Source organism: Aedoeadaptatus urinae, from assembly GCF_900155585.1.
Taxonomy (GTDB): domain Bacteria; phylum Bacillota; class Clostridia; order Tissierellales; family Peptoniphilaceae; genus Aedoeadaptatus; species Aedoeadaptatus urinae.
Map to the genome: position 1 here is coordinate 168,011 of NZ_LT707417.1, position 24,501 is coordinate 192,511.

Annotated in this window: 26 protein-coding genes; 17 read left to right on the forward strand and 9 right to left on the reverse strand. The window is 51.2% G+C overall.

Annotation, left to right across the window (positions count from 1 at the left end; all coding sequences use genetic code 11):
• Positions 1–51: 51 nt before the first annotated feature.
• From BQ7397_RS03125 to BQ7397_RS03150, 5 genes are all read left to right on the forward strand, one after another.
• The gene (locus BQ7397_RS03125; RefSeq protein ID WP_077074722.1) at positions 52–2,433 is read left to right on the forward strand and encodes a hypothetical protein; all 2,382 of its coding nucleotides are present in this window, start codon (positions 52–54) and stop codon (positions 2,431–2,433) included.
• 261 nt (positions 2,434–2,694) lie between these two features.
• Positions 2,695–2,901, forward strand: coding sequence for a DUF1659 domain-containing protein (locus BQ7397_RS03130; RefSeq protein WP_077074723.1), 207 nt, complete (start codon positions 2,695–2,697; stop codon positions 2,899–2,901).
• Between the two features lie 11 nt (positions 2,902–2,912).
• Positions 2,913–3,131 carry a DUF2922 family protein gene (locus tag BQ7397_RS03135; protein WP_077074724.1) on the forward strand — a complete coding sequence of 73 codons (219 nt, stop codon included), beginning with the start codon at positions 2,913–2,915 and terminating at the stop codon, positions 3,129–3,131.
• Between the two features lie 9 nt (positions 3,132–3,140).
• Positions 3,141–3,293, forward strand: coding sequence for a YvrJ family protein (locus tag BQ7397_RS03140; RefSeq protein WP_234970564.1), 153 nt, complete (start codon positions 3,141–3,143; stop codon positions 3,291–3,293).
• A gap of 286 nt (positions 3,294–3,579) precedes the next feature.
• Positions 3,580–4,733, forward strand: a protein-coding gene (locus BQ7397_RS03150; RefSeq protein WP_144019960.1) for an IS3 family transposase whose coding sequence is annotated in 2 segments (ribosomal slippage) — positions 3,580–3,861 and positions 3,864–4,733 — 1,152 coding nt in all. Because the reading frame shifts where the segments join, the coding sequence is not laid out codon by codon here.
• 458 nt (positions 4,734–5,191) lie between these two features.
• Here BQ7397_RS03150 and BQ7397_RS09175 read toward each other — a convergent pair.
• Positions 5,192–5,368: a hypothetical protein gene (locus BQ7397_RS09175; RefSeq protein WP_159435155.1), complete on the reverse strand. Its 177-nt coding sequence runs from the start codon at positions 5,366–5,368 to the stop codon at positions 5,192–5,194.
• Between the two features lie 169 nt (positions 5,369–5,537).
• Positions 5,538–6,347: an Abi family protein gene (locus tag BQ7397_RS03155; protein WP_083703422.1), complete on the reverse strand. Its 810-nt coding sequence runs from the start codon at positions 6,345–6,347 to the stop codon at positions 5,538–5,540.
• Between the two features lie 411 nt (positions 6,348–6,758).
• Between BQ7397_RS03155 and BQ7397_RS03160 the strand changes: the two genes are divergently transcribed.
• The 3 genes from BQ7397_RS03160 to BQ7397_RS03170 all read left to right on the forward strand — a co-directional run bounded on the left by BQ7397_RS03160 (position 6,759) and on the right by BQ7397_RS03170 (position 9,401).
• Complete coding sequence (locus tag BQ7397_RS03160; RefSeq protein ID WP_077074726.1) at positions 6,759–8,090, forward strand: IS3 family transposase; 1,332 nt, start codon at positions 6,759–6,761, stop codon at positions 8,088–8,090.
• A 311-nt stretch (positions 8,091–8,401) separates the two neighbouring features.
• Positions 8,402–8,959 carry an RNA polymerase sigma factor gene (locus BQ7397_RS03165; RefSeq protein ID WP_077074727.1) on the forward strand — a complete coding sequence of 186 codons (558 nt, stop codon included), beginning with the start codon at positions 8,402–8,404 and terminating at the stop codon, positions 8,957–8,959.
• A complete protein-coding gene (locus tag BQ7397_RS03170) occupies positions 8,928–9,401 on the forward strand; it encodes a peptidoglycan recognition protein family protein (protein WP_077074728.1) in 474 nt (157 codons plus the stop codon). The genes BQ7397_RS03165 and BQ7397_RS03170 overlap by 32 nt, the downstream gene beginning before the upstream one ends.
• Positions 9,402–9,474: 73 nt before the next feature.
• Here the strand turns inward: BQ7397_RS03170 and BQ7397_RS03175 are convergent, their stop codons facing one another.
• Positions 9,475–9,921: a C-GCAxxG-C-C family (seleno)protein gene (locus BQ7397_RS03175; protein WP_144019961.1), complete on the reverse strand. Its 447-nt coding sequence runs from the start codon at positions 9,919–9,921 to the stop codon at positions 9,475–9,477.
• A gap of 167 nt (positions 9,922–10,088) precedes the next feature.
• Between BQ7397_RS03175 and BQ7397_RS03180 the strand changes: the two genes are divergently transcribed.
• The 3 genes from BQ7397_RS03180 to BQ7397_RS03190 all read left to right on the forward strand — a co-directional run bounded on the left by BQ7397_RS03180 (position 10,089) and on the right by BQ7397_RS03190 (position 12,943).
• Complete coding sequence (locus BQ7397_RS03180) at positions 10,089–11,168, forward strand: alpha/beta hydrolase family protein (RefSeq protein ID WP_077074729.1); 1,080 nt, start codon at positions 10,089–10,091, stop codon at positions 11,166–11,168.
• Between the two features lie 64 nt (positions 11,169–11,232).
• Entirely contained in the window at positions 11,233–12,345 is a 1,113-nt protein-coding gene (locus BQ7397_RS03185) for an alpha/beta fold hydrolase (protein WP_077074730.1), read from the forward strand.
• Positions 12,346–12,442: 97 nt separating this feature from the next.
• The gene (locus tag BQ7397_RS03190; protein ID WP_077074731.1) at positions 12,443–12,943 is read left to right on the forward strand and encodes an ECF transporter S component; all 501 of its coding nucleotides are present in this window, start codon (positions 12,443–12,445) and stop codon (positions 12,941–12,943) included.
• Positions 12,944–13,004: 61 nt separating this feature from the next.
• Here BQ7397_RS03190 and yedF read toward each other — a convergent pair whose 3' ends face one another.
• From yedF to BQ7397_RS03205, 3 genes are all read right to left on the reverse strand, one after another.
• Entirely contained in the window at positions 13,005–13,592 is a 588-nt protein-coding gene (yedF, locus tag BQ7397_RS03195; protein WP_077074732.1) for a sulfurtransferase-like selenium metabolism protein YedF, read from the reverse strand.
• 5 nt (positions 13,593–13,597) lie between these two features.
• Positions 13,598–14,605, reverse strand: coding sequence for a selenide, water dikinase SelD (gene selD / locus BQ7397_RS03200; RefSeq protein WP_077074733.1), 1,008 nt, complete (start codon positions 14,603–14,605; stop codon positions 13,598–13,600).
• Between the two features lie 158 nt (positions 14,606–14,763).
• Positions 14,764–15,627, reverse strand: a complete 864-nt coding sequence (locus BQ7397_RS03205; protein WP_077074734.1) for an ATP-grasp domain-containing protein — start codon at positions 15,625–15,627, stop codon at positions 14,764–14,766.
• Between the two features lie 18 nt (positions 15,628–15,645).
• Between BQ7397_RS03205 and BQ7397_RS03210 the strand changes: the two genes are divergently transcribed.
• From BQ7397_RS03210 to BQ7397_RS03235, 6 genes are all read left to right on the forward strand, one after another.
• Complete coding sequence (locus BQ7397_RS03210) at positions 15,646–15,894, forward strand: chorismate mutase (protein ID WP_077074735.1); 249 nt, start codon at positions 15,646–15,648, stop codon at positions 15,892–15,894.
• 60 nt (positions 15,895–15,954) lie between these two features.
• Entirely contained in the window at positions 15,955–16,638 is a 684-nt protein-coding gene (locus BQ7397_RS03215) for a response regulator (RefSeq protein ID WP_077074736.1), read from the forward strand.
• Positions 16,628–18,433: an ATP-binding protein gene (locus BQ7397_RS03220; RefSeq protein WP_077074737.1), complete on the forward strand. Its 1,806-nt coding sequence runs from the start codon at positions 16,628–16,630 to the stop codon at positions 18,431–18,433. The genes BQ7397_RS03215 and BQ7397_RS03220 overlap by 11 nt, the downstream gene beginning before the upstream one ends.
• Positions 18,430–19,767 carry a hypothetical protein gene (locus BQ7397_RS03225; RefSeq protein ID WP_077074738.1) on the forward strand — a complete coding sequence of 446 codons (1,338 nt, stop codon included), beginning with the start codon at positions 18,430–18,432 and terminating at the stop codon, positions 19,765–19,767. Before BQ7397_RS03220 ends, BQ7397_RS03225 begins: the two co-directional genes overlap by 4 nt.
• Entirely contained in the window at positions 19,764–20,603 is an 840-nt protein-coding gene (locus BQ7397_RS03230) for a two-component system regulatory protein YycI (protein ID WP_077074739.1), read from the forward strand. The genes BQ7397_RS03225 and BQ7397_RS03230 overlap by 4 nt, the downstream gene beginning before the upstream one ends.
• Before the next feature lie 156 nt (positions 20,604–20,759).
• Entirely contained in the window at positions 20,760–21,332 is a 573-nt protein-coding gene (locus BQ7397_RS03235; RefSeq protein WP_077074740.1) for a hypothetical protein, read from the forward strand.
• An 80-nt stretch (positions 21,333–21,412) separates the two neighbouring features.
• Here BQ7397_RS03235 and BQ7397_RS03240 read toward each other — a convergent pair whose 3' ends face one another.
• The 3 genes from BQ7397_RS03240 to BQ7397_RS03250 form a co-directional block, all read right to left on the reverse strand.
• Positions 21,413–22,420 carry a uroporphyrinogen decarboxylase family protein gene (locus tag BQ7397_RS03240; RefSeq protein ID WP_077074741.1) on the reverse strand — a complete coding sequence of 336 codons (1,008 nt, stop codon included), beginning with the start codon at positions 22,418–22,420 and terminating at the stop codon, positions 21,413–21,415.
• 139 nt (positions 22,421–22,559) lie between these two features.
• Complete coding sequence (locus BQ7397_RS03245; RefSeq protein WP_077074742.1) at positions 22,560–23,771, reverse strand: carboxylate--amine ligase; 1,212 nt, start codon at positions 23,769–23,771, stop codon at positions 22,560–22,562.
• A complete protein-coding gene (locus BQ7397_RS03250) occupies positions 23,771–24,448 on the reverse strand; it encodes an aspartate/glutamate racemase family protein (RefSeq protein ID WP_077074743.1) in 678 nt (225 codons plus the stop codon). Before BQ7397_RS03250 ends, BQ7397_RS03245 begins: the two co-directional genes overlap by 1 nt.
• Between the last annotated feature and the right edge of the window lie 53 nt (positions 24,449–24,501).

Genomic DNA, 24,501 nt, shown 5'->3' on the forward strand with positions numbered 1-24,501 from the left:
AGGAATATGCCTGGAAGAATCTGAAAATTCATAAGGAGGTCGAAAGACAAGATGAACAAGAAATTTCTTAGCCTTGTACTCGCACTAGTCATGGTACTCGGCACCTTCAGCTCTGTCTTTGCGGCAGCACCTGCTAAAAAAGAGGAAGCTAAAAAAGCTCCCAAGGCAACTGAAACAGTTGTCCCCAAAAAAGTAGGTAAAGCCGAAAAGATTAAATGGCTGCAAGACAACAACATCGTATTAGGACGTAAGGTCAACGAAGATCCCAAAAACAATGATCTCGCACTTGACAAGAACGTTCGCCGTGCAGAAGTTAGTAAGCTTCTCGTCTATGCTATCGGTTTAGACAAGAAGGCTGATTCCTTACAAGGCGCTTACAAACTCTACAGCGACGTAGACTTAACCCACTGGGCTAACGGCTACATCAACGTAGGTAGCACCGAACCTTCCAAGGCAAACAACCTTCCCTTCTTAATCGGTTATCCGGGCAATGTATTCAAACCCGCTAAAGACGTAACCTATGCCGAATTGGCAAAAATGTTGGTTACCTTAACCAAAAAAGATCTGACCAAAGACATGCACGACCAAGCCAACAAAGAATGGCCTGTTAAGTGGATGGCATGGGCATACGACCTCGGTATCTTTGAAGATGTAACCGTTGCAGACGCTAACAAAGCAGTAAACCGTGAAGATGCCTTCACCATGATTTACAACGCAATGTATAAATTGAACTACATCAAGAAGATGCCCGTAAACGAAGTGAGAGGTATTCTCTCTCAAATTAAGAACGGTGAAATCACCATCAACCAAGGTGACAAGGCTAAAACTTTGAAGTTTACCCCCAACACCACCTTCGTTCTCTATCAACGTAACCAATCGGCTTACGACGTAAACGTTAATCCGCACCACACTAATCCGGCTCAAATCGTATTTGCCGGCGCAGTATCCAATCCCCAATACTACTACGGCTCCTTCGTTAGAGTTCTCGCTAACGACAAGGGCGAAGTTACCCACGTATTGGAATTAGGTAACCCGGCTGACTTAGCAATCGGCAGCAGCAACAACGACCAAGACAACGCTCGTTGGGCTGATGTTGCAGATCGTACTCTTGAAACTGTTTTAGGCCGTGTCATTGATTTCGGTGGCAACCGTTATGGTTCCGTAGATTCTATCTTAGCTAAAATCAATTACAACAATGGCGATCCCAAGTCCATCACTTTCCAAGGCGGACGCTTCATGTCCCCCGCAAAGAACGTAACTGATGCACAATCCGTTACCAATTGGGTATATCAAGCTGCTGGACGTACTAATGACTGGTCCAGAACTCTTAAGTTAACCTCTAAGACCAAATATTACGTTGCTGACGTCGTTAAGAACCAATTAACGGAAGTTAACAGCGTTGACGAAGCTCTTCGTATCTTAGGCAACACCGCAGCAAGCAACTGGTTCGACAATGTTTACGCAGGCTACAATGTAACCTCCCCCGCAAACAAACAAGAAACTTCCAGACCCGCTGCTATCCAAGGCTACAACGAAGCCACCGTTGTCGTATTCAACAGAGTACAAAAAGACAACAACGGAACACAAATGCTCCGCGTTACCAACGAAGCTACCAGAGATTACAACCTCACTTTCGAAAACACCGCCGGTGACAAGATCGTGAAGAACGTTGGATCCTATCGCTTCCACTTACCCTTCAACTTTAACGACGGCAAGCTCAACGTTGTAAACTACAGCGTAAACGCTGCTCTCGGCATCAAGGTTGATCTGTTGATCAAACACAAGGATACCGTAAAATATCCTATCGTCGAAGTTGTTAAATATGACGGTAACAAATTAATCGTTAAAGACGAAAGAGGCAACACCGCCAGATTATTCACCACCGGCGTAGATGCTAACATCTTCTGCGATGGTCAATTAAAGGCAGGTAAATTGATTCAATTCCGTACCTTAGCAGGTAATGTTGTTAAGGATGCAGAAGGCAGATTTATCGATTCTACCCGCACGAACACCGTAGACATCGTATCCGTAATGCCTGATGGCATTGCAAAAGCAGGCGTTCTGCAAAACGTTGTTTACAACAACCAAAAGAATCAAGGATACGCTGCTGGCGTTAAAGCAACTGACCTTACTAAATATGGTTTGTTAAACGGCTACAAGAAGTGGATTCTCAGCGATGCTAACAACATCTATGACGAAGATGCTGGCGTATACGTTGACTACTTCGTAGTAAACGACACGGAAGCATACGGTATGACAGAAGCGATTAAAGCTGGTCACGCTGACTTCCGCTACAAATTCAAGAAATTCAATGCAGGCGACGAAAAAGAAGCTTATGACTTTGAATTCTATGATGAAGCAGCCGGCGTTTGGAAATTAGTCAGAGAGGTATATCCGATGCCCGCAGCACTGCAACCGGGAGATGCTGTGTAATCTGATTAAGACCAACTAAGCATTCGCTTACAAAAAACTCGCGTGGAAACACGCGGGTTTTTTTGTGCGCAAAATTCATAAACCATGCCTTAAATGCATAGGACAATAAGACGACACGAATATAAAAGAGCCCTTTATCGGGCTCTTCTACATAGTTAAAATAGTAAAAGAATTGTGTCTTTAAAAAATCCCCGGTTTTTTTCGAAACCATAGGTAAAAATTCCTCTCTTTTTCTATCTGATAAGTGAAGGAGGTGATCACATGGACGAAAAAAAGAAATCTCTGCGCATCGTCTATAACGGAGGCACCGATGAAGCCGGCAAGACCATTGCCAAGAGTCAAACCTATTCCGGTCTCATCGCCGAAGCCACCGACGAAAACATGAATGCTGCGGCCAAGGCCCTCGCCGGTCTCTGCACCAATCCCATCATGTATGCCGAAGTCAGCACCGTTCAACGATTAAAATAAGGAGGTAAGAAATGGAAAGAACCTATGTATCCGTCACCTTTCAGGACGAGTCGGGAAAAACCGGCTTGATCCGAGTCAACGACGCGAAAAAAGATCTGGACGCCGGCACGGTGAAGGCCGCCGCCCAAGCCGTCGTCGGCGCCGGCGTCTTTCGCGCCAAAGGCAAATTCACTGCTGCAAAAAAAGCCGATCTGGTTACCGTCTCTTCCACTCAGCTTTTCAGTGAGTAAGGTTTCGCCATGAACTTGGACGACATCCTGTCCCTCATCGCCAACACCGGCTTCCCCATCGTCGTCGCCAGCTACTTCATCATCCGCATGGAAGAAAAGCTCGACAAATTGGCGGAAACCATCGCCGAGCTGGGACACACCATTGAAAGCAAAATGCAATGAAAAAGGGACCCTTTGGTCCCTTTTTCATTGCAAAAAAACATAGTTTTCCGAATATAAAATTTTTGTTCTCTTTTTTCTTTTTGCTCTTACTCAAACGATGCTCTTCTTTTTAAATTGCATAGCCCACTGAATAAAATCCGGTTTTCTATTTCGCTAAAGATTTATTCTAAAATGGCTCTTAGACCAGGGGAAGGGCCCAGGGCGTTGCGATTCGCCCTGGATAGGCTACAATAATTAGGACAGTTTCCTTAAGGTGTGGTATCTTATGATCAACAAGGAGGATCAAATGGATAAAGCACCTAGAAAAAGAAGAGCCTTTTCAGACGAGTTCAAGCAGCACGTGGTGGATCTTTACGAAGAAGGCATGAGCCGACAAGAAATCATTCAGAAATATTCATTAACCCCATCAGCCTTTGACCGCTGGGTTAGCCAATTCCGTACCACCGGTACCTTCAAAGAGACGGTGTCGTTAAGTGAATCGGACCAGGAGAAGATTGCCTTACGTAAAGAGATTCAACGGCTCAAGATGGAGAATGATATTTTAAAGCAGGCCGCGCTGATACTTGCGGAGAAAAACGATACATCATCGATCGTTTGAAACACAAATACCCGGTATCAGCGCTTTGTAGAGTACTAGGCATCAGCCGTTCCGCTTATTACTACCGGCCGAAAGCTCTCTCCGATGATGCGATCGATCTGGAGATCAAGGTCCGTGCCATCTTTCGTGCAAGTCGCAACGTCTATGGCGCACGCAAGATAAAAAGTGAATTAGAAGCGGAAAACATCGTCGCTTCCAGGCGACGAATTCGCAGCATTATGAAGAAGCTACATTTGGTTTCCGTTTACACCAAAGCAAAGTACAGACATCATCCGTCAAAGAAAAACGAAGAGCAAATACACAATGCGCTCAACCGCGAATTCAGTCAACGTCAGCCGTTGGAAGTCATCGTCTCTGATTTGACCTATGTTCGCATCCATCAGCGCTGGGCCTACGTTTGTGCCATCACTGATCTTTTCAATCGCGAAGTCATCGGCTACTCCTGCGGCTTACGTCGCGACTCTGCCCTCATACAACAAGCATTCGACACCATCCCCTATCCGTTAGAAGCTATCGGCTGCTTTCACACCGACCGAGGGAAAGAATTCGATAACAACCATATACGCACCCTTTTAAAAGCCAACCACATTAAACGCTCGCTGAGTCGCCCCGGCAATCCCTACGACAACGCCGTGGCAGAGAACATATTTAAGAGTTTTAAAACAGAATTTTTAGAGAGAGAAACCTTTCAAAGCCTGAATGATCTAAGGGAGAAACTCAGCAGTTATATTCAATGGTGGAACAGCGAGCGAAGACATACAAGCCTTGAAAACATGACCCCTCTGGCATACCGAGAAAGAGAGGGGATAAAAAGCAAGCCCGTTATTCGAGCGACACCTTAACAAAAGTGTCCAAAAAACTGTTGCCATTCCAGCCCTCTGGCCCTTCCCCTGGACCCTCATGACCTATCCCGACGAGCGAAGCGAGTCGTCGGAAGGTCAGATGCAGTCTTACACCGTTTCGGGGAGGCGAAGCCTTCACGAAACGGATGTATAGTTGTACATCCCCTTTAACCCACAAACGCCCTCAACCCGACTTTGAATTGCGTAGCTGACGTAATAAAATCAATTTACTTTATTACTTAAGAAACCATTCCTACATGGCTCCTAAACTAGGGGAAGGGCCCAGGGCGTTGCGATTCGCCCTCTGGCCCTTCCCCTGGACCCCATCCCACTCGACCCTAACGCTTTTCTAATGTGCAAATGCCTGACGGCATTTGATTCCTATTGGGCCGTGTCGCGGAAAGGGCGTTGTGTGTCGGGCAGACGTAATTGGGCAGGGGAGAAGTAAACGGTAAGTGTTAGTTTTTATTGAGTTCCGAAAGAGCGTCTTCTACGTCGGCATAGTAGATGGTACGGGGGTCGTCGATCATTTCGTCGGCTTCAATCAATGCACGCCGCGTCACGTCATTGGGCTTGTGACGGTTCATATCGTCGTCGGCATCCGGTCGCCGATCCATATTAGTATAGTCAGCCATAGCAACCTCCTTTTTTAGAAGTGTAAAACGTCCGCCATGGAAAGTCAAGAACCGAGGGCGTAAAAAAAGAATGATCACGATTGAACTTCGAAAGAATAAAAAAATCGGGTGACGCATAAATGCATCACCCGCAAAACTTTCGTTTTCAGTTCGTGTATCTATTGTAATCTTAATTACAGAGGTTGTCAATTACATTTTTGCAAAACTCATACATTTGATTTATAGCAGGAGATGATTTATACAAATAAGCATCTCGAGGCATTCTTTCGCCAAAAAGTTTTTTCAAGTTTTTAAAGTATAGATTCTTCAGATCGTTACTTTTTATAACGATGTCGATTGCAAAAAGCAACGAAACGAAATCTTGAACTGAATTGTTTTTCAGTCTGTTCTGAATGGTTCGTCTTTTTGTATTAGGTAATAATATGTCCAGTATATTCACCAAGTCCTGATTATAAAATCCACTTTTATTACCCAGATCATGAATAACACAAATATTGTGGGCTGAAGCATTACGTATGTCTCTCACCTTGTATAACAACTCTTCTTGAAACGCGTCATACGTATATTCGCTGCAATAGTATTTATAGAAGTTTACAAACTCTCCAAAAGGGATCACTTCAAGAAAGACCCATATGGGGTAATGAGGATGCTTATATTTGCCTAAAAGATTTTTAACATAAGGCTTGTTTCTTCTTGATTTAATTTCGTCTAGAATCTTAGGGTACTTGTCAAGATAGTGCTCAACGATATTAAAGTCATCAACACCTTTTTCTTCCATGTCCTTTAAGAGGTTTACTTTAAGAGAATGTTCTACGCTGAGGCTCGCACTCAAGATCCATTGCTTAAGATGCATATCTATTGTTGATAGGTCTTCTAGTGCCATAAAATCGAGTCCAACATATTTATTGTCATGTTTAAAAAAGTTTGTTTTATATGCAGTAACTTTAACGTAGTAATTGTGCTCATTTAAAAACTTCATTGCGTCGGTTTCATTGCAGAGATCAAATGTAATTCCCTTGTCTTTTAATTTTGTAATTAGGTCGCTTGTTTTAAGAATAATGAACACTTCCTTTTTGTTTATATTTAAATAAATTATACCATAAAGAGAAGATGTAAAGTGACCGGACGAGAGCGTCCGTTGCCTACCAGAGACTAAAGTTGCGAAAGTATATTAAGTCAAACTTCACATCCTCAATAAAAATCCAACTCACATTCTTTCGTCGGCGAAACGGCCCAACAGGAATCAAATGCCGATAGGCATTTGAACTGCTAAAAGGCGTTTGTGGGTGGAAGGGGATGGGGCCCCGGGGAAGGGGCAGTAACCCGGTCCCCAAGATTTGGACATTCCCCCTACCTTAAATCGTGTATAATTCAATTAAGGAGGGAAACCATGGGACGAGGAAAACTAACTGCTGAAGAGCAAGGCATCTTACGCACCAATCCAAATGTCAAATCAGTCAACGATCAATGCATTTTCTATACGGCCGAATTTAAAAAACACTTCATTGAAGCGCTAACCAAGGGCAAGCGGCCTAAACAAATCTTCGTTGAAGCCGGCTTTGACCTGGAAATCTTAGGCGACAAACGCATCGAACGAGCCACCGCGCGATGGAAAGAACGCCACATTCGGGACACCATTCTCGAATCAATTGACCAAGAAGCCGCAAAAGAAGCCCTGCAGGCCATCGATGCCATCGACGACATGAAAAAAGCCAAAGACAAACTGGCAAAGCAAGAAAAAACCATACAACAACAAGCCGCGGAGATCGAAGCATTAAAAAAAGCTGGCTGGCTAGGAGGGAGGCGATGCGACAAGAAGGCCTATGGAACGACTGATCTCTGTAAAATCATCGAAGAAACCGTCGAAACCTACGGGAAAGCCATTAACATCAAAGCCCTTTGCGAAAATCTTCAACTGCCTCGAAGCACCTATTACTACTATAAAGCCAGCAAAGAAAACCGGCAACGAAGAGAAGAAGCAGATCGAGAAGCCCTGTACTTCATACAAAAAGCCTATGACCATAGCGGCAAATACTACCACAAAGGCAGCCGTTCCCTTCGCATGATCCTGAAAAACGACTACGACATCATCTACAACCGCAAAAAAATCCAACGCATCATGCGGAAATACCAACTCAAATGCCCCGTAAAAAAAGCACGCCCCTACGACAAACGGAAAAACGACGGCCAAGAAAGCAAAATCGCCCCCAACCGCGTCAAACGCGCCTTCAAACCCGGCGAAGCCAGAAAACTCTTCCTCACCGACATCACCTACATCAAACACCAAGGCCACTTCTCCTACGTCTCCGTCATCATTGACGCCCAAACCAACGAACCCGTCGCCTACAAAACCAGCACAAGCTACAGCCTCGACTTCGTCCTCGAGACCCTCGAGCAACTCAGCGCCTGCGGATACAGTCAAAACGCCATCATCCACTCCGATCAAGGCGTTCACTACACAGCAAAAAAATTCCGCGACACCGTCCAATCCATGGGCCTCATCCAATCCATGTCAAGAAAAGGCAACTGCTGGGACAACGCGCCCTGCGAATCCTTCTTCGGTAAAATGAAACAAGAAGTCCCATTCGACGAAAACGCCGACGACCAAGAGATCGAAGCCGCCGTCGCCGACTACATAAACTACTACCGTTACCGCCGATACCAAGAAGGCCTCGGCGATATGACGCCATACGAATACGGCTCCACACTGCTCCACGCATAGGGGTTGACGTGTCCAAAGAACCGGGTCCGCCTTAGCAGAGGGCGAATCGCAACGCCCTAGCCCCTTCCCCGGGTCTAAGAGCCATGTAAGAATGAAAATTTATACGAGAAAAGTAGCGTGATTCCATTACGTCAGCTATGCTATTTAATTCGGGGTTCGAGGGCTTCCCCCTCTTTCCCGGGATAGAAGGGTGAGATAACATCTCGCCCTTTCTATCCACCACTCATTGAACGTATGTTCTATAAGTGGTAAAATATTCTCACAGAAAAAAACATCTGTTCGATTATATGTGAAAGGAGTCTTTAATCTTTATGGAAGGTCAACTGATACGTGCCGCCAAGTCTCGGGATCCCGAGGCCTTGGCGCAGCTACTGGTGGATCTGTCGCCGCTCACCCGGGCGACGATCCGCAGGATCCAGCCCTATGCGGCGGATCCGGAAAATTTATCGGGTGAAGCCAATGTTATTTTGCTCGAAGCCCTCGACGATTTCGACGAGGATCGGGGCGTGCCCTTTTATTTGTTTTATCGCAAGCGTCTGGCGTATTTTTTAATGGACGATTTAAAGCGCAGGATAAAGCACAACGACGTCCCTCTTAACGATGAGGTCGTGGCCTATCTCGCGGCGGAGGAGGACACGGAGGGGGATCTGGTGGCGCGTGAGCGGGCCCGCGAGCTTCATGTGGCGGTGAATGATCTGCCGGATCGGGAGCGGGCGGTGATCGCCATGTATTTTTTTCTCGATCTGTCGCTCTCTGAAATCGGGGGCAAGCTCAATTTGTCTTATCAAACCGTGGCCAATACGAAGGTGCGGGCCATGAAGCGTTTAAGGAGGTTTTATGCTCATCAACAAGAAGCTGATTCATTATAATTTTTCGCCCAGGGGCGGGACGCGCATCGCCTATATCGTGGTGCACGACACGGGCAATCCCGCTCCCGGTGCCGACGCCTTGGCCCACTACCGTTATTTCGGCGGCGGGAACCGGCGGGCGAGCGCCCATTACTTTGTAGACGATCAGGTTGTGGTGCAGATTATCGAGGACGCTTATGCGGCCTGGCACTGCGGCGACGGCCGGGGGAAGCGGGGGATTACGAACCGCAATTCCATCGGCGTGGAGATTTGCATCAATCGCGGCGTGGACCGCAGGGCGGCTCTCGCCCATGCCCGTGAGCTGGTGCGGGAGCTTATGGCTTTTTACCGCATCCCCAAGGATCACGTGGTGCGCCACTTCGATGCATCCGGCAAGATTTGTCCCGGCACCATGGCCGCCAATAATTGGGCGGAGTGGTGGGGCTTTTGGGAAAGTCTGTAAGCCCACCTTCCGCCCCATAAAGATTCCTTCCACTAAAAAAAGAGCTTCGCGGCTCTTTTTTTTATGCCTGTATTTATTTCGCCTCTTCCTCCGCCACCATGGTCAGCAGATCGGTGACGGTGTTGTCCACGATTTTGGCGCATTTGCATTTTCTGTCGGGATCGTCGTTGTCGTAGCCGTGGGTGAGGGCGCGGCAGCAGGTGGCGCCGTTTTTATCCCGGAAGGCGTCGTGCATTTTTTTGCTCATTTCGAAGCAGTGATTGATCTTGGGATCGCCGGGCTCGGTGCGTCCGTAGAGGTAGCCCAGGCACATGGTGGCGCCGGCCAGGGCGCCGCAGATGCATCCGCCGCCGCCCAGTCCCCAGGGAAAGCCGCTGCTCATGGCGATGGCTTCGTCGGGAATGTCCAGCTCCAATGTTTTTCTGAAGGTGTCGATGACGGCCTCGGAGCAGGCGTAGCCGGAGTGGAAGACGTCGTCGGCATAGGCTCTGGCTTTTTCCATATCAAAATCTTTTTTCACGTGATACCCCTTTCTGCGTGCAGCTGTTTCTTTTTATTTATTTTATCACGGTTTCTCCTTTGCACCAAATCCTTCGCCCCCTTTGTAAAATTCGTCGCCAACGGTTTACGGGAAGCGGGCGCAGGCGTATATATAAATTGAAGATGGATTTAGAAAGGGGGAGGGCGATGTCTCTTTGGATCGGCGTTTTTGTCGCCGCGGTATGGCTTTTGGTTTTTACGGCGCGGCGGCGGTTTTCTCATAAGGGAGTCAAGGCGGCGGCTGTCGTCTTTGAAATCTGTCTCTGCCTCTATGTGGGCTTTCGGGTATTTTTTCCCGTGCTCCCCGCCCCGGCTGCCACGGGCCCCAAGGCGGTGAAGGAAGATATGGTCTATTACAAACATAAAACGGCCTATCCCGCTATGGCCACGGAGGGCGAGGAGCGTGAGATTCCCGTGCACGTCTACGCGCCGGAAAATTTGCAGAAGGGCACCCGGCCCCTCTTTCTCTTTTCTCACGGGGCATTCGGCGTCGGCGCTTCCAATGAAACGCTGTTTCGCGAGCTGGCGTCCCGGGGCTATGTGGTTATGTCTTTGGACCATCCCCATCATACTTTTTTCAGCAAGCTCTCAGACGGCAAGACGGTGTTTGTCGACAGGGCCTTTCTCAACGAGGTCATGGCGTCTCAGGGTTTCGAGGATTTAAAGGCCACCTTGGCCGATCTGAATCGTTGGACGGATCCGAGGATCGAAGACATTGATTTCGTCTTGGACGAGCTTTTAGACGACAAGGCCGACAATGAGTATGAAAGGATGATCGACAAGGATGAGGTGATTCTCTCGGGCCACTCGTTAGGCGGCGGGGCGATGTTGGCCGTGGGAAGGGAGCGACCCGAGGATGTGAAGGCCCTGGTGGTTTTGGAAGCGCCCTTTGTCAAAGACATGGAAGGCGTGAAGGGCGACCGCTATGTGTTGACCGCGGCGCCTTACCCGCGGCCGATTCTGCATATTTATTCCGACGCCCTGTGGGGGAAGACGGGCACCATCCCCACCTACGCCCGTAACGAGGAGCTGATTCAGGCGAAGGATCCGAAATTTGTCAATCGCCACGTGAAGGGCGTGGGCCATATCGGTCTCACGGACATGGGGCGGATATCCCCTTTTTTGACGAATCGAATCGACGGAAGCTTGGATAAGCGCAAGCCGCAGGAGGCCCTAAGTGAAATCAACGGCGACGTGTTGGATTTTCTGAATGCCTTGGATAATTGATTTCGGGAAGATGGACTTCGCCGCTGAGACAAATGAATAGAGGCGATGAGAAAGGAGGCGTATCGTGTTTGTATTGCTCGCGGCGGCGCTGCTTTTAACGGCCTTCGCCTATAGAAATACGCACGTGGATTACTTCCACGACAATTTTATGAAAAAGACCGGGAGAAAACTTGGCTTTGAAGAAAAAACCTATCACGTCCCGGGCGGCGGCAGCATCGCCTATTTGGAAGGGCCGAGCCGCGGGGAGCCTTTGCTGTTGATCCACGGGCAAATGGCGTCGAAGGAGGATTACGCCGAGGTGCTTCCCGCTTTAGCCGAGGTCTTTCACGTCTTTGCCGTGGACTGCTACGGCCACGGTCGTTCGTCGAAAGATCCGGACAAGTATAAGATTCGCTCTATATCCCGCGATCTGATCGGCTTTATGAATGAGGTCGTCGGCGAAAAGGCCTTTGTAAGCGGTCATTCCTCCGGGGCGTTGATCGCCGCAAAAATCGCCGCGGACAATAAAGAGCATATCTCGGGGCTTCTCCTGGAAGACGGTCCCTTTTTTTCGACGGAACCGAATCGGGCGGAGAAGACCTTCGCCTATTCGGAATTTAAAACCATGAACGATTTTCTCGCCCAAGACGAGGTGAAAAATTTCACTGCCTATTACCTGGTTCATTCCTCCATGAAGGCGCAGTTCAACAAGGACGGTCGCGACAACTGGCATCGCCTGGTGGAAGGACCTTTTCTAAAGCGCTTGAAGGAAGGCTCCCATCGCGTGCCGGCGGTTTGGTATTATCCGCCGAAGACCAAATTAAACGAGCTGGTCTGCAGGACGCGGAATCTGCAGGATCGCACCGGCAATTACGATTTGCGTTTCGGACGAGCCTTTTACAATTTTTTGTGGTTTGAGGGCTTCGATCAGGAAGAGACTTTAAGAGCCGTCGCCTGTCCCGCCTTGATTCTTCACGCGGCGCCATCAAAGGCCACCGCGCCCTCTTATTACGACGAAAACGGTCTGCTCCTTTCCGCCATGGATGAAAAAGACGCAGAAAGGGTGAATCGATTGATTCGGGGAAGTGTCCTTAAATCCGGCTATCGATGCGGCCACGACATCCACGACGAGCTGCCCAATGCTTTTGTGGATGCGACGGCGGAATTAAAGACCATGGCCGAGGCGCGGAAGGAATAAAAGGCAGACGAGCCTCCCCTGGTACCACGAGAAAAGCTGAGACTGTTACTTATGGTGGCTTCACTTTTGGTTTATAATGGTGGGAAGAGGTGAAGACATGAAAAATATTTCTACAAAGAAGCTGACCATGATCGCCATGTTTATGGCCCTGACCACGGTGGCGACCATGATTATTCAAATTCCCATTCCCGCCACCAAGGGCTATCTCAACGTGGGGGACACGGTGGTGATCGCATCGGCGCTCTTAATGGGCAAAATGGCCGGCGGGCTAATCGGCGGCATCGGTTCGGCTCTGGCGGATCTCTTGTCGGGCTACGCTTTTTACGCGCCCATCACCTTAGTGGTGAAGGGTCTGGAAGGCTTTGTGGCGGGCTATCTCCACGAAAAGACCCGCATGAGCTTTGTGCTTTGCGGCTTGGCAGGGGGCCTTGTCATGGCGGTAGGCTATTTACTCGCTGAAGGAATCATTCTTTATAATTTTCCCACGGCCATCGCCAGCTTCGTTCCCAACATTTTTCAAGGGGTCGGCGGCGCCCTCTTGGCGGATATTCTCTATCCCCTTCTGCGCCGCGCCTTAAGCGACGAACGTTTGGCATAAGTTTCCCCATTAAAAAAACATCCTTTGCTCGAGGCAGAGGATGTTTTTTTATTGCGTAAGTTTAACAGGGCTTGACGACCTTGTATTGGATCATGAGCTCGCAGATGCGATACATATTGGTGACTTCGCCCACCTGCAGTTTTTCCTTCAGGTCGTATTGACCGAGGCAGAGGCCGCAGGAGAGGACCTGTGTGCCCCGTTCTTCCAATGCCTTTAAGTCGCCGATGACCTTTTCGTTGATGCTGGGAAGGGTGACGCCCATATTGTAGAAGACGACGTATTTCGGCGCCACGTCTTGTTCGGTTAGGGCGTAGACAAAGCCTTCCAGTAGGTTTTTGGAGAAGGCTTCGTCGCCGGTGCCCATGTGGTCGGAGGAGATAACGACGATGTATTCGCTGCTGTCCTCTTCAAACATAAGCTCGCATTGAGCGTCGCCGGTTTTTTTCAGGTAGACCTCGTAATCGGTTTTGGAATTGGTTTTGACTTCGGCACTAAAGCCTAATTGCTTGCCCATTTTCGTCAGATTTTCCGTGGCGATTTCGTTGTCCACCTTGACGGTGACCTCGTCCAGGTTTTCCTCGCGAATGGCTTTTTTCGTTAAAATAACCGGTCTCGGACAGGCGAGACCCATGGCATCGATAATTTTCATTTCTATCACCTCACGTAAATTGCTTTGTCGCCGGGCTCGATCATTTCGCCGATGCAGGCGACGTCGATGCCGGCGGTTTTCATTTCTTCCGCCATCTTTGCTCCGTCCTTGCCGTCGACGCTGATTAAGAGGCCGCCGGAGGTTTGGGGATCGTAGAGGACCTCTTCCAGGGCGAAGTCGTCGATTTCAAAGGCGATTTTGTCGCCGTAGGCCTTGCGATTGCGTTGGCCGCCGGCGGTGAAGAGGAAGCCTTCCGCCGCTTCCTTGGCGCCGGGGAGAATGTTCAACTGATCGGATAAGACGACGGCGCTTGCGCCTTCCGCCATTTCGCACAGGTGGCCCAAGAGGCCGAAGCCCGTGACGTCGGTGAGGGCGTGGACGTCGTATTTTCTCAGGATTTCGTAGGCGCCCTTGTTGAGGCGGCACATGGAATCCACGGCCCGTTGGTAATCCTCCTTGGAAACCTCGTCTACCTGGTAGCCGCTCATTAAGAGGGACACGCCCAGGGGCTTGGTCAAATACAGGGCGTCGCCGACCTTCGGCGTGTTGTTGCGCAGCACCTCGCTGAGCTTTAATTTGCCGATGACGCTGAGGCCGTATTTAATTCTCGGGTCGTGAATGGAGTGGCCGCCGGTTAACGTGGCCCCCGCTTCCTCACAAACCTCGGCGCCCCCTTGCAGGATGGCGTCTAAAATGGCCATGTCTTCTTCCTCGGGGAAGGCCACGATGTTCATGGCGCTCACCGGTTCCGCGCCCATGGCGTAGAGATCGCTCAGGGAGTTGGCTGCGGCGATTTTACCGAAGGCGTAGGCGTCTTCCACCATAGGCGGAAAGAAGTCCACAGAGGTGACCACGGCCAAGTCGTCGGAGACCTGGATAATGGCGCCGTCTTCGTTGCCTTCAAAGCCCGCGATAATATCGTCGCGCTTGTGAATGGGTAATTTCTTTAAAATTTTCGTCAGGTCGCCGGCGCCGATTTTGGCGTTGCAACCTCCACATACGTCTAGATGCATAGTATCCCTCCATAATTGAATTATAACATAGGAAAGAGCGAGGGAATGGACCTCGGGTTATAGAATTACGTCATAGGAATCGGCGGCTATAGATTTTTTAAATAGGCCACCGAATTGTCTCTATGGAATAAACGTGCTACACTGATCCCATAAAGGCATCAGGCTCTTTTTGCGGCCATGTTAACGTAAGCCAACAGCTTCCTCGACACGTCGATCCCCGTGGCTTCCTGAAAGCCCAGGTAGCTCATATTGGAATTTATTTCCACCAGGAGCGGACCCTTTTCGGACTCGATCAGGTCGATGCCGGAAAAGGCGAGGCGGGCCCTTTTGTGGGCGGCGAGGGCGATGGTTTTTTCTTCCTCGGTGAGCTCGATGGGACGGGCGACGGAGCCCGCGGCGATATTGGCGCGGAAGTCCCGTTCGTTTCTGCGCTCGATGGCGCCGACGATTTCACCTCCGATAAGGAGCACCCGCCTGTCTACGCCGGCGGATTCGGCGATAAAGGGCTGAAAGAGAAAATCATCCCCCGCCATGGTCTCGGCGATGGCCTGTGCCTCGTCGCGATTTTTCGCCAGATAGACCTGCTCGCCGAAGGAGCCCTTGGCGGCCTTGATTACCATGGGATAGTCGAAGCGCGTTTCTACATAATCGAGGAAATTTTCCTTCAGTGCTTCCCTTCGGTAGTGGAAGGGGGCGGGCACCGTGTCGACCATGGGTAAGAAAGGCGCCAGGGCGGTGTAGGTGGAAATTTTGTCGTCGGCCAAGGCGATGGCCTCCGCCGAATTAAAGACGGGGCGTTTTTTTTCAAGCGCCTTCGCCAGGCGCACGTCCTTGTCGAAAAACAAATAGGCGTCGGGGGCGGGATCCCTTTTTAAATCCCGGGCGACGATGCCGTTTTTATCCGCCTCCAGGATATAGTCCGTGTGGGGCTTGGCGAGAACGCCCCTGCCTTTATTGATTAAATCCTGCACCACCCTGTGGATGGCGAAGGAAAAGTAGCCGTGGTAAATAATGTGAATCATAGAACCTCCGGAGGTATTATGTCTATCGAATCTATACGAAAAGAAATCGACGCCGTGGACGACGAGCTGGTGGCCCTTCTAAAGGCACGCTTCGAGCTGTCTCGGGCCATCGGCGAGGAGAAGAAGAGAAAGAGCCTGCCCGTCTACGATCCCGAGCGTGAGGGGTTGCTCCTATCCCGACTGGAGCAGCAGGCGGCGCCTTACGGCGGCGAAGTGCGGGCGCTTTATGAAAAAATCATGGAACTTTCGCGAAAGCTTCAGCGCTAAGACTTCCCCTTGATTATAACCGATTTGACCTGTGATATAATCAAAGTAGGAGGCGATCCCATGAAAATTTTAATTACTGAAGACGAAGCGGCTATTGCCGAAATTATCGCATACAATTTATCCAACGAGGGCTACGAAACCGCCACGGCCAAGGACGGGGTGGAATGTCTGGAAACCTTCGACGCCTGGGCGCCGGATCTGGTGCTTTTAGATGTGATGATGCCGCGCATGAACGGCTTTGAGACTCTGCGGGAGATTCGCAAGAGGAGCCGGGTGCCGGTGATTATGCTCACGGCGAAGGATGCCGAGGGCGACCGCATCCGGGGCCTGGAGCTGGGCGCCGACGATTACGTGGTGAAGCCCTTCAGCATGGGGGAATTGATCGCCCGGGTGAAGGCCAACTTCCGCCGCCAGGATTTCGAAAACGAAGGCTATTTGCCCGACGAGGTCATCGAGGAAGCGGATCTGAACATCGATCCCGTGAAGTACGAGGTGACCAAGCGGGGCAAGGTGGTGGATCTGACGCTGCGGGAGTTTGAGCTGTTGAAGTACTTAGCCCAGTCGCCGGGCACGGTGTTCAGCCGGGAGACCCTTTTGGAAGAGGTCTGGGGCTACGAATACTACGGCGACATTCGCACCGTGGACGTGACGGTGCGCCGTTTGAGAGAAAAGATCGAGGATGCCGGCGAAGATTTTCGCTATATTTTAACGAAGCGAGGAGTGGGCTATTACTTTGGAGGATAAGCATTATTCCAGCATTAAGTGGCGATTTATCTTTATCTACGTCCTTCTCGTGTTGGTGGTTATGGCCATTATCGGGGCCTTTATCGTCAACCGCTTGGAAGATGCCCAGCTGGAGAAGGTGCAGACGGATATGGAGCAGACCCTAAGCTCCATCGCCAATTCATCGCCTTATTTAACGGAGACGCCTTGGGACGAGGTTCACGGCCGCATTCAAAACACGCTGAATGCCTGGCGAATCGGAAGCGACGAGGCCATTTACGTCATCGGCCCCGGGGAGGTGCCGAAGGTCATCGCCACCACCAACAATTCCGGTGAGCTGACGGCGGGACAAAACGCCCTCGGGGAGTCGGAGCTGTCGCCGAAGCTGATCTTAGACGGCTTTCGCGGCGAGGGCTCGTCGATTATTCGAGAAGACGCCAAGACAAAGGTACGCTACGCCCATTACACCATGCCCGTCTTTGCAAAAGACGGCAGCGTCATGGGCTTATTTTACATGGTCGCCGATCTAAGCAGCCTTTACGGCGTGGTGGGCGATGCCCGGGTCATTATGACCTATGCCATGGTGGTGGCCATGGGCATTACCACCCTCCTCGCCTATATTCTCGCCCGCTCCATTACCCTGCCTATTCGGGACGTGACGCGGCAGGCGCGGGAAATGGCGGAGGGCAATTTCAATCAAAAGGTCGACGTGAAGAGCAACGACGAAATCGGCCGACTGGGGAGCATGTTTAATTACCTCACCGGCGAATTGGAAGAGACCATCTCCCGCATGGACTCCGAAAGGTCCAAGCTGGACACCATGTTCCACTACATGTCCGAGGGGATTATCGCCGTGGATTCCATGGGCAAGCTGGTCCACGTGAACCCGGTGGCTCGGGAGATTTTGGATCTGGCCGACGATGCCGTCGGCGGCTCCTTCGACGTGAAGCGGCTGAACATCGCCAAGCTCAATTACTTCGAGACGGGCTCCTTAACCGGGCTCAGTCAGGTGGAAATTAAAAACAAGTACTATAATATTCGCTACGCCCCCTATAAGGGCGAGAGCAAAAGACCCCAGGGGATCATCGCCGTGCTTCAGGACATTACGGAGGAGCACAATTTGGACGTGCTCAGGAAGGATTTCGTCGCCAATGTGGGCCACGAGCTGAAGACCCCCATTACCACCATTAAATCCTACACGGAGACTTTAATGAAGGCGTCCTTGGATCGGGAGGCTCAGCTGCGCTTTTTAGGCATTATCGACCGGGAAAGCGACCGCATGACCCACCTGGTTACCGACCTTTTGCAGCTGTCCAATATGGATGCGAAGCGCACCAATTGGGAGCCCGTGTCCATGGACGCCTACGAGGTGGTAACGGCGATTTTGGAATCGTTGCAGCCCATGATCAAGGAGCGGCACCACAAGGTGTATTTGGACATTCCCGTGGACATACGGCCCTTTTTGGCGGACAAGCACGGGGCGTATCAAGTCATTACCAATATTTTGACCAATGCCTTTAAGTACACCACCTACGCGGGAAAAATCGAAATCATCGGCAGAAATTTCGGCTCCCGTGTGCACATTCAGATCAAGGACAACGGCATCGGCATCGCCCGCCGGGATTTGGACCGGATCTTTGAACGCTTTTACCGCGTGGAAAAAGGGCGGAGCCGCGCCATGGGCGGCAGCGGCCTGGGCCTTTCCATCGCCAAGGACATTATGGAAAACATGGGGGGCAGAATCCGCATTAAGAGCGAGCTCAATGTGGGCACCGAGGTCCTCCTGAGCTTTCCCATGGATCAGGAGGAAGCATGAAGGCGCGTTTAAAATCTATCGTTATCGGCGTGCTCCTGTTTTTGACCTTGGGACTGGCGCAGCAGATTTGGCTGGCGCCGCCTCCCACGGGCAACAAATTGATTCCCGTGTCGGACCCGAAGCTCACCGACGCCGTCGTGGGGCGCATGATGCCCGCGGCCATGGTGGTGAATTTCGGCGGCGGCATGCACACGAAGACGGTGCAGCTGAAAAACCTGTGGCCCTTTTACCGCAATGTGCTGAAGCAGACCTTCGTCGGCAAGGACGATTTTCAGTGGGAAAAAATGGCCTACAAGGATTATTTAAAATGCCACGACACGCCCTCCGTGGTCTTTGAGGTGGCCAAGGGCACCTACTCCGAGCTCTTTAAAAACGTGTACCACCTGGAATCTCTGCCCGGGGAAATTTTGTCCGTCTACTTTTCCGAATCGGAAGGGATTATTTTCGAGACGGAAGAGGGCGTTATGAAGCCCGACTTCGCCGTGAACCTGTCGGACATTACGAAATACATTCGCTCTTTGGAAAAGGAAGACAATCCTTCCTACAGTTCCCTTTGGGAGCGCTACGGCATTCAGCGGGCCCTCTATCTTTCCGACGAAAAGCCCGTCTTTGAAGGGGACGTCATCTACAAAAACGACCTGGCCCATATGGAAAGCGCCTATAAAAACGACCTCTTGCGCCGCCTGTTAAAGGCGAGTATCGACGATATGCACGAAATCGACGAGGAGGACTCCACCCTCTACGTCAACGGCCAGCGCACGGTGCGGCTTTACAAAAACGGCATTCTGGATTACAAGGATCAGTCGGAGGTAGCGAAGAAGGTCATGGACCCCGCCGGCGCCGTGGAGCGCGCCTTTGAATTTGTGGCGAAAAGCACCGGCAATATCGACGACGTGTATTTGGAAAAGCTGGAGCCCGTGACCAGTGGCGGCATTCGCGGCTTTCGCGTGGTCATGGACCATTCGGAAAAGGGCCTCCCCGTCTTGCCCATGCGGGAGGAAAAGGGCGACTACATCGTGGTGGAGCTCTTTAACAATCAGGTGAGGCGCATGACCTATCTCTACAGAAACAAGGCGGAGGACCGGGGCGAAAACGACAAGGTGGAAGGCATGGCCTTTACCGACGTGGTGGCCATGCATCCGGAAATATTCGGCGCCAAGACCGACGGCTACGATCAGTTATTAAAGCCACTGCGCCGGGTGAGCCTCTGCTACCTGGACCGGGCCGGAGAGGAAAAGGCGGCCCTTTTGCCGGGCTACTACGTCCTCTACGGCGACGCCTTTTATCTCTTCGACGCCCTTAGCGGGCAATTAGTAGGCGGTGATCCATCGTGAATTGGGAAAAAGCAAAAACCGTTTTAATCGTCGCCCTACTCATCACCGACGTCTTTCTCGCCGGCGTTCTCTACATGGACCGCAGGCGGGTGGAGCCACAGGAAAACGCCGCGGCCTTTCATCGGGAGACCAAGGAGATGCTGGCCGATGCCGGAATCAAGGTAGAGGCGGAGATCCCCAAGGACGGGGAGACCCTGCCCGTCTTGGACGTGGCCTTTGAAACGGAGACGCCGGAGGATTTAAACGAGCGCTTCTTTCACGGCAAGGGCGAGATCGATGACAGAGGCGACGACGAGGCGGTGATCGCCACGGCTCGTGCCAAATTAAAGGTGCTGGACAACCGCCGCTTTATCTACGAAGCCGACGGCACCTCCAACGCCTTTTTGGAAAAGGACGAGGCGGAGGAAAAGGCCCTGGCCTTTTTAAAGGAGCGGGGCTTCGCCACCGACGACATGCACCTCTACTACAGCGAGACCGCGGGCAACCGCAGGCGTCTCGTCTTTACGAAGACCTACAAGAAAAACTACGTGGAGTCGGCCTACACGGAAGTGAAGATGATCGGCGACAGGGTGATCTACATGGACCGCATGTGGATCGACGTCTTGGACGAAACCCGGGAGCGTGAGGCGCTGCCTATGGCGACCCAATCCCTCCTCAGACTTCTGTCTCACAAAAGCTTAAAGGGCAGGACCATTAAAAAAATCGACCCCTGTTACTACTTCAATCCCAAGGAACAGGGCGCCGTGGAAAATCTCTCCCACGGCACCCGGGGCTATGCCACAGTAGCCTGGCGCATGGAATTGGACGGCGGGGAAGAGCTGGTTCTTCTGCATTAAAAAAATCACCCGAAGGTATCTTAAGGCCTTCGGGTTTTTTCTTGGAAAAAATTTTTAAAAAATTTCTTCATCTCACTCTTTCGGGCGATGTGGAAGGGCTCATCCGGTGGTAATCTGTAGTCAAGAAAAATCCAATGGATTAAAAGGAGGATGACTATGAGAAAGAAACTACTGTGGATCGCCCTGGCACTGATGATGCTCGTGGCCCTTCCCGCCTGCAACAAAAAATCCGACACGGATATGGCGAAGGAATCCATCGAAGGCTTTATGACCGCCATTCAAAAGCTGGATGTGGACGAGGCGCAAAAACACGTCTTGGATAAGGACAAGGGCGCCATGAAAGATGACGATTTTATGAAGGATATGGACAATCCGGAAAACAAATTGGTCGCGGACATTCTTAAAAGCGCCAAGTTCGAATTTAAATCCGGCGAAATCAAGGACGGCGCCGAGGACGGAACCATGACCTATACCATTACGTCGAAGGACTTCATGGGCATTATGACTCAATCCATGGACGACATTATGGCCGGTAAGTCCGACGAAGAAATTATGGCCGGCATCGACGTGAGCAAGCTGGAGGACAAGACCAAGGACGTGGAAATCGCCGTGAAGAAGGAAGGCGACACGTGGAAGGTTGCCGATCCGGAAACCATTATGATGGAAATGGCCGGCATGGGCGATATGGCCGGCATGGCTGAAGGCGCAGCAGAAGCAGAAGGCGAATAATCGGCTTTCTTATATGAAAAAACCGAGGACATCCTCGGTTTTTTTTGTGTGTATGAAAAAGCCCCCGCAGGGGCTTTCATTCATCGGGAATATTTTTCCGCCACTTCGCGAACGAAGGCCAGTCGATTTAAGTCGATGTCCGCGGGCACGGCGCAGTCGGCGCCGATGATCAGGCCGCGTTTGCCGGTTTTTTCGATAAGGTCTTTGACGAAGGCTTCCACTTCTTCGTCGGTGCCGTCTTCCAACACGGTGTGGGGCTTGTAGTCGAACCCGCCGATGACGGCGGCGTTAAAGAGCTCCTTGCCTTCTTTCAATGAGAAGTTGTCGGTGTGAACGGCCCAGTTGTAAGCCTTGGCCTTGTATTTTTTATAGAAGGGAATGTCGTTGTGGTAGCCGGCGATGCCGCAAATGTGGATGAGGTTGTTGTCCCACAGCTCGTTGGCCGCATCCAGCACCTGCAGATCCGAAGGAACCACGTATTTATCGTGGAAGGCTTCGTCGGCCTTTTCGTTTTGAATGGTTTGCACGCTGTAGTAGATACCGTCGATAGCCGTCTCTTCCTTCAACGCTTCCATGAGGGCGATGGTGTCGTCGCCGATGATCTTTGCCGCGGCGGCCATGTCTTCCGGGTGGTTCATAATCAAATCCTGGAAGGCGTCTACGTCGGAGAAGATGTATTCGATGTACATGCGCATGGATTGCATGGGGGCGAAAATATTGTAAAAGACCATGACCTCGCCTTCCATGTATTCCATGGCTTTTTTCGTCAATGCCACCTGTTCACGAATCCAGGGATGGTCTTTGCCGATGGGTTTGATCTTCTTCAAATCTTCCACGGTGCGAATATCGTTTTCCACGACGCCGGGGTGGGAGAAATAGCCGTCGGTCATGAGCTTCACGAAATCCGGCTTCAGTATGTCGTAGGTTTCCTTTTGCTTCTTTACCACCGTGTCGAAAATTCCCGGATCCTGAAGGCCTGCGGAGTGTTTGTCTTTGGGCACGAAATGCCACCAAAAACCGATAGGGACGCGAGGGGCATCTTCCATATTCAATACTTTTTGAACCAATGCACGTTTGTCTTCTGCCATAGGAACCTCCTTATGTTGTGTTGAGTCATTATCGTTCTAAGGCTATTATACGCAGGAAAGGAGGAGCCGAGGATTGTGTTTTTCCATGGAAGATTTCTTCAATCGACAAAAGCAATAAAAGAGCCCCCGGGCGGGGGCATCAGTCATTTTGTCGTTGGGGTTCGTAGTGGGGATAGTATTTCCGCGTGGAGATGCGGCGGCGCATGTAGTCGAGCCAGCGGGGCAGGGAGCGGTCTTTCTCGTACCATTGGGTGAAGGTGAAGCCTTCTCTTAAGGATGCTTCGATTAAGTCCTTATCCTGCGGACTGCCGAATTTTCTCAGCACGGCGGGATCCACAAAGAGCCACAGGCCCCGCTCGTCGTGGTAGTGGCAGGGCGTTGATTCGCCGATAATCAAATCCTGCACGGGATAAGTCATAAAATTGCAGCCGCCGGCGGTCATGTAGTAGGACGAGCGGCCCTGGCGAATGTTGATTTCGAAGACCTTGTAGGTTTTATCCCGCACGTCGTATTTCAAATCGAAATTGGCGAAGCCCCGGTAGTCGATGGCCTTTAAAAAGGCCTCGTATTGATGGTAAAGGGCCTGATCCCCCATGGTCAAAAGGGCGTTGTAATTGCCGATTTCATAGGGCAGGCATTCGTCCAAGAGGCATTTGCCCAAGCACATCATGGTCACCTCGCCGCGGGTGTCCACATAGGCGTTGAGGACGTACATGGCGGAGGAGTTGCCGGGAATAAAGTCCTGGGCGATGAGATCTCCCTTGTAGCCGGCGGCGTAAATGTCGTCCACTACGCGGGCGAGCTCCTCGGCGTCTTCGATTTTATAAAACTTCTTCTTGCCCTCGAAGTGCAGATGGACAAAGGCGATGCTGTCGTTGGCTTTGAGGCCCACGGGATAGGTGAGGCCCAGGTCCAAGTCGTGCTTGTTTTCTTCCGTAATGATGACGGTCTTGGGATAGTCCAGGCCGTATTCCTCGCAAATGGCGTAGAAGTCCTCTTTGTTTTCCAGCTTTTGCTGAAGCTCGTAGTCGATGTAATTAAAGCGGAAGCGATCCTTGAGCTCCTCCTTGTACTTGGCGATCAGGGCGGTGTAGCCGTCGGAGCAGGAGGTGAGGAGCAGGGGCAGGTTTTGATCCTTGAAGCGCTCGTAAATGGCGTTCATGACGGGCATAAAGCCCTCCTCCGTGTCGAAGCCGTCGTGGATTTCCACGTCCACGATTTTCGATTTCCGCGTAAAGCGCAAGGGCTTCACCCCGTAGGCGTAGGAATGCACGCCGTAGGCCTCGTGAAGGGAACGGGCCACGCCGTAGGCATTGTTGTCCGTACCTAAAACAATTGAAATAAAATCCATTATACCCTCTTTCTGCCGCAGCGGGCGATGATCACATCTCCCAGGACTTGGGTGGTGTCCACCACCTTCTCGTGGTCGATGCCGATGGTGGAAAGCTCCGTACAGGCGAGGATCACCACGGCGTCCTTCGTGTACTTGTCGATCAACTCGTCCATGACGGGGAAGCGGGTCTTGCCCAATTCCTTCACGTCGTAAATCACCCGACTGATGGCGGCCTGCTCCTCGGCGTCGGGATAGACCACGGCCAGGTCGTGGGCCTTAGCGTAGCGGTCGTAGGACTTGGCGGCGCGGGTGCCTTCCGTGGCAAAGACCGCCACCTTATCGGCGCCCATGGATTTGCAGCGGGCCAGGGTCTCGTCGATCATATTGATGATTTCCCCGTCGGCCATGGCTTCCATGGCTTCGAAAAAATAGTGGCCCGTGTTGCAGGGAAAGGCGATGAGAGGCACCTTGAGCATATTCAGAATTTCGTAGTCGCCCTTCACGGCGTCGAGAAAATCCTCATCCTCGCCGTGGAGGATGACCTCCGTGCGGTCGGGCAGCGTGGCGTGATTTAGAATCAAAGCGTTAATGTGGTCTTGGTCTTTATGGGCGGCGGTGTGGCGGACGATGTAGTCGAAGAGAACGGAAGTGGCCAAAGGGCCCATGCCGCCGACGATGCCTAGTTCATAATTCATAGTGTCAGATCCTTTATGGTGTTTTCTTTATTGTACCATAATGACCGAATGGA

What these genes read in the sequence shown, in the direction of transcription:
- BQ7397_RS09175 (WP_159435155.1), bottom strand. Translation starts at nt 5,368, where the DNA reads ATGGCTGACTATACTAATATGGATCGGCGACCGGATGCCGACGACGAT.
- BQ7397_RS03130 (WP_077074723.1), top strand. Translation starts at nt 2,695, where the DNA reads ATGGACGAAAAAAAGAAATCTCTGCGCATCGTCTATAACGGAGGCACC.
- BQ7397_RS03250 (WP_077074743.1), bottom strand. Translation starts at nt 24,448, where the DNA reads ATGAATTATGAACTAGGCATCGTCGGCGGCATGGGCCCTTTGGCCACT.
- BQ7397_RS03245 (WP_077074742.1), bottom strand. Translation starts at nt 23,771, where the DNA reads ATGGATTTTATTTCAATTGTTTTAGGTACGGACAACAATGCCTACGGC.
- BQ7397_RS03140 (WP_234970564.1), top strand. Translation starts at nt 3,141, where the DNA reads ATGAACTTGGACGACATCCTGTCCCTCATCGCCAACACCGGCTTCCCC.
- BQ7397_RS03240 (WP_077074741.1), bottom strand. Translation starts at nt 22,420, where the DNA reads ATGGCAGAAGACAAACGTGCATTGGTTCAAAAAGTATTGAATATGGAA.
- BQ7397_RS03190 (WP_077074731.1), top strand. Translation starts at nt 12,443, where the DNA reads ATGAAAAATATTTCTACAAAGAAGCTGACCATGATCGCCATGTTTATG.
- BQ7397_RS03180 (WP_077074729.1), top strand. Translation starts at nt 10,089, where the DNA reads ATGTCTCTTTGGATCGGCGTTTTTGTCGCCGCGGTATGGCTTTTGGTT.
- BQ7397_RS03225 (WP_077074738.1), top strand. Translation starts at nt 18,430, where the DNA reads ATGAAGGCGCGTTTAAAATCTATCGTTATCGGCGTGCTCCTGTTTTTG.
- BQ7397_RS03155 (WP_083703422.1), bottom strand. Translation starts at nt 6,347, where the DNA reads ATGAAGTTTTTAAATGAGCACAATTACTACGTTAAAGTTACTGCATAT.
- yedF (WP_077074732.1), bottom strand. Translation starts at nt 13,592, where the DNA reads ATGAAAATTATCGATGCCATGGGTCTCGCCTGTCCGAGACCGGTTATT.
- BQ7397_RS03135 (WP_077074724.1), top strand. Translation starts at nt 2,913, where the DNA reads ATGGAAAGAACCTATGTATCCGTCACCTTTCAGGACGAGTCGGGAAAA.
- BQ7397_RS03160 (WP_077074726.1), top strand. Translation starts at nt 6,759, where the DNA reads ATGGGACGAGGAAAACTAACTGCTGAAGAGCAAGGCATCTTACGCACC.
- BQ7397_RS03165 (WP_077074727.1), top strand. Translation starts at nt 8,402, where the DNA reads ATGGAAGGTCAACTGATACGTGCCGCCAAGTCTCGGGATCCCGAGGCC.
- BQ7397_RS03235 (WP_077074740.1), top strand. Translation starts at nt 20,760, where the DNA reads ATGAGAAAGAAACTACTGTGGATCGCCCTGGCACTGATGATGCTCGTG.
- BQ7397_RS03125 (WP_077074722.1), top strand. Translation starts at nt 52, where the DNA reads ATGAACAAGAAATTTCTTAGCCTTGTACTCGCACTAGTCATGGTACTC.
- BQ7397_RS03215 (WP_077074736.1), top strand. Translation starts at nt 15,955, where the DNA reads ATGAAAATTTTAATTACTGAAGACGAAGCGGCTATTGCCGAAATTATC.
- selD (WP_077074733.1), bottom strand. Translation starts at nt 14,605, where the DNA reads ATGCATCTAGACGTATGTGGAGGTTGCAACGCCAAAATCGGCGCCGGC.
- BQ7397_RS03170 (WP_077074728.1), top strand. Translation starts at nt 8,928, where the DNA reads ATGCTCATCAACAAGAAGCTGATTCATTATAATTTTTCGCCCAGGGGC.
- BQ7397_RS03205 (WP_077074734.1), bottom strand. Translation starts at nt 15,627, where the DNA reads ATGATTCACATTATTTACCACGGCTACTTTTCCTTCGCCATCCACAGG.
- BQ7397_RS03210 (WP_077074735.1), top strand. Translation starts at nt 15,646, where the DNA reads ATGTCTATCGAATCTATACGAAAAGAAATCGACGCCGTGGACGACGAG.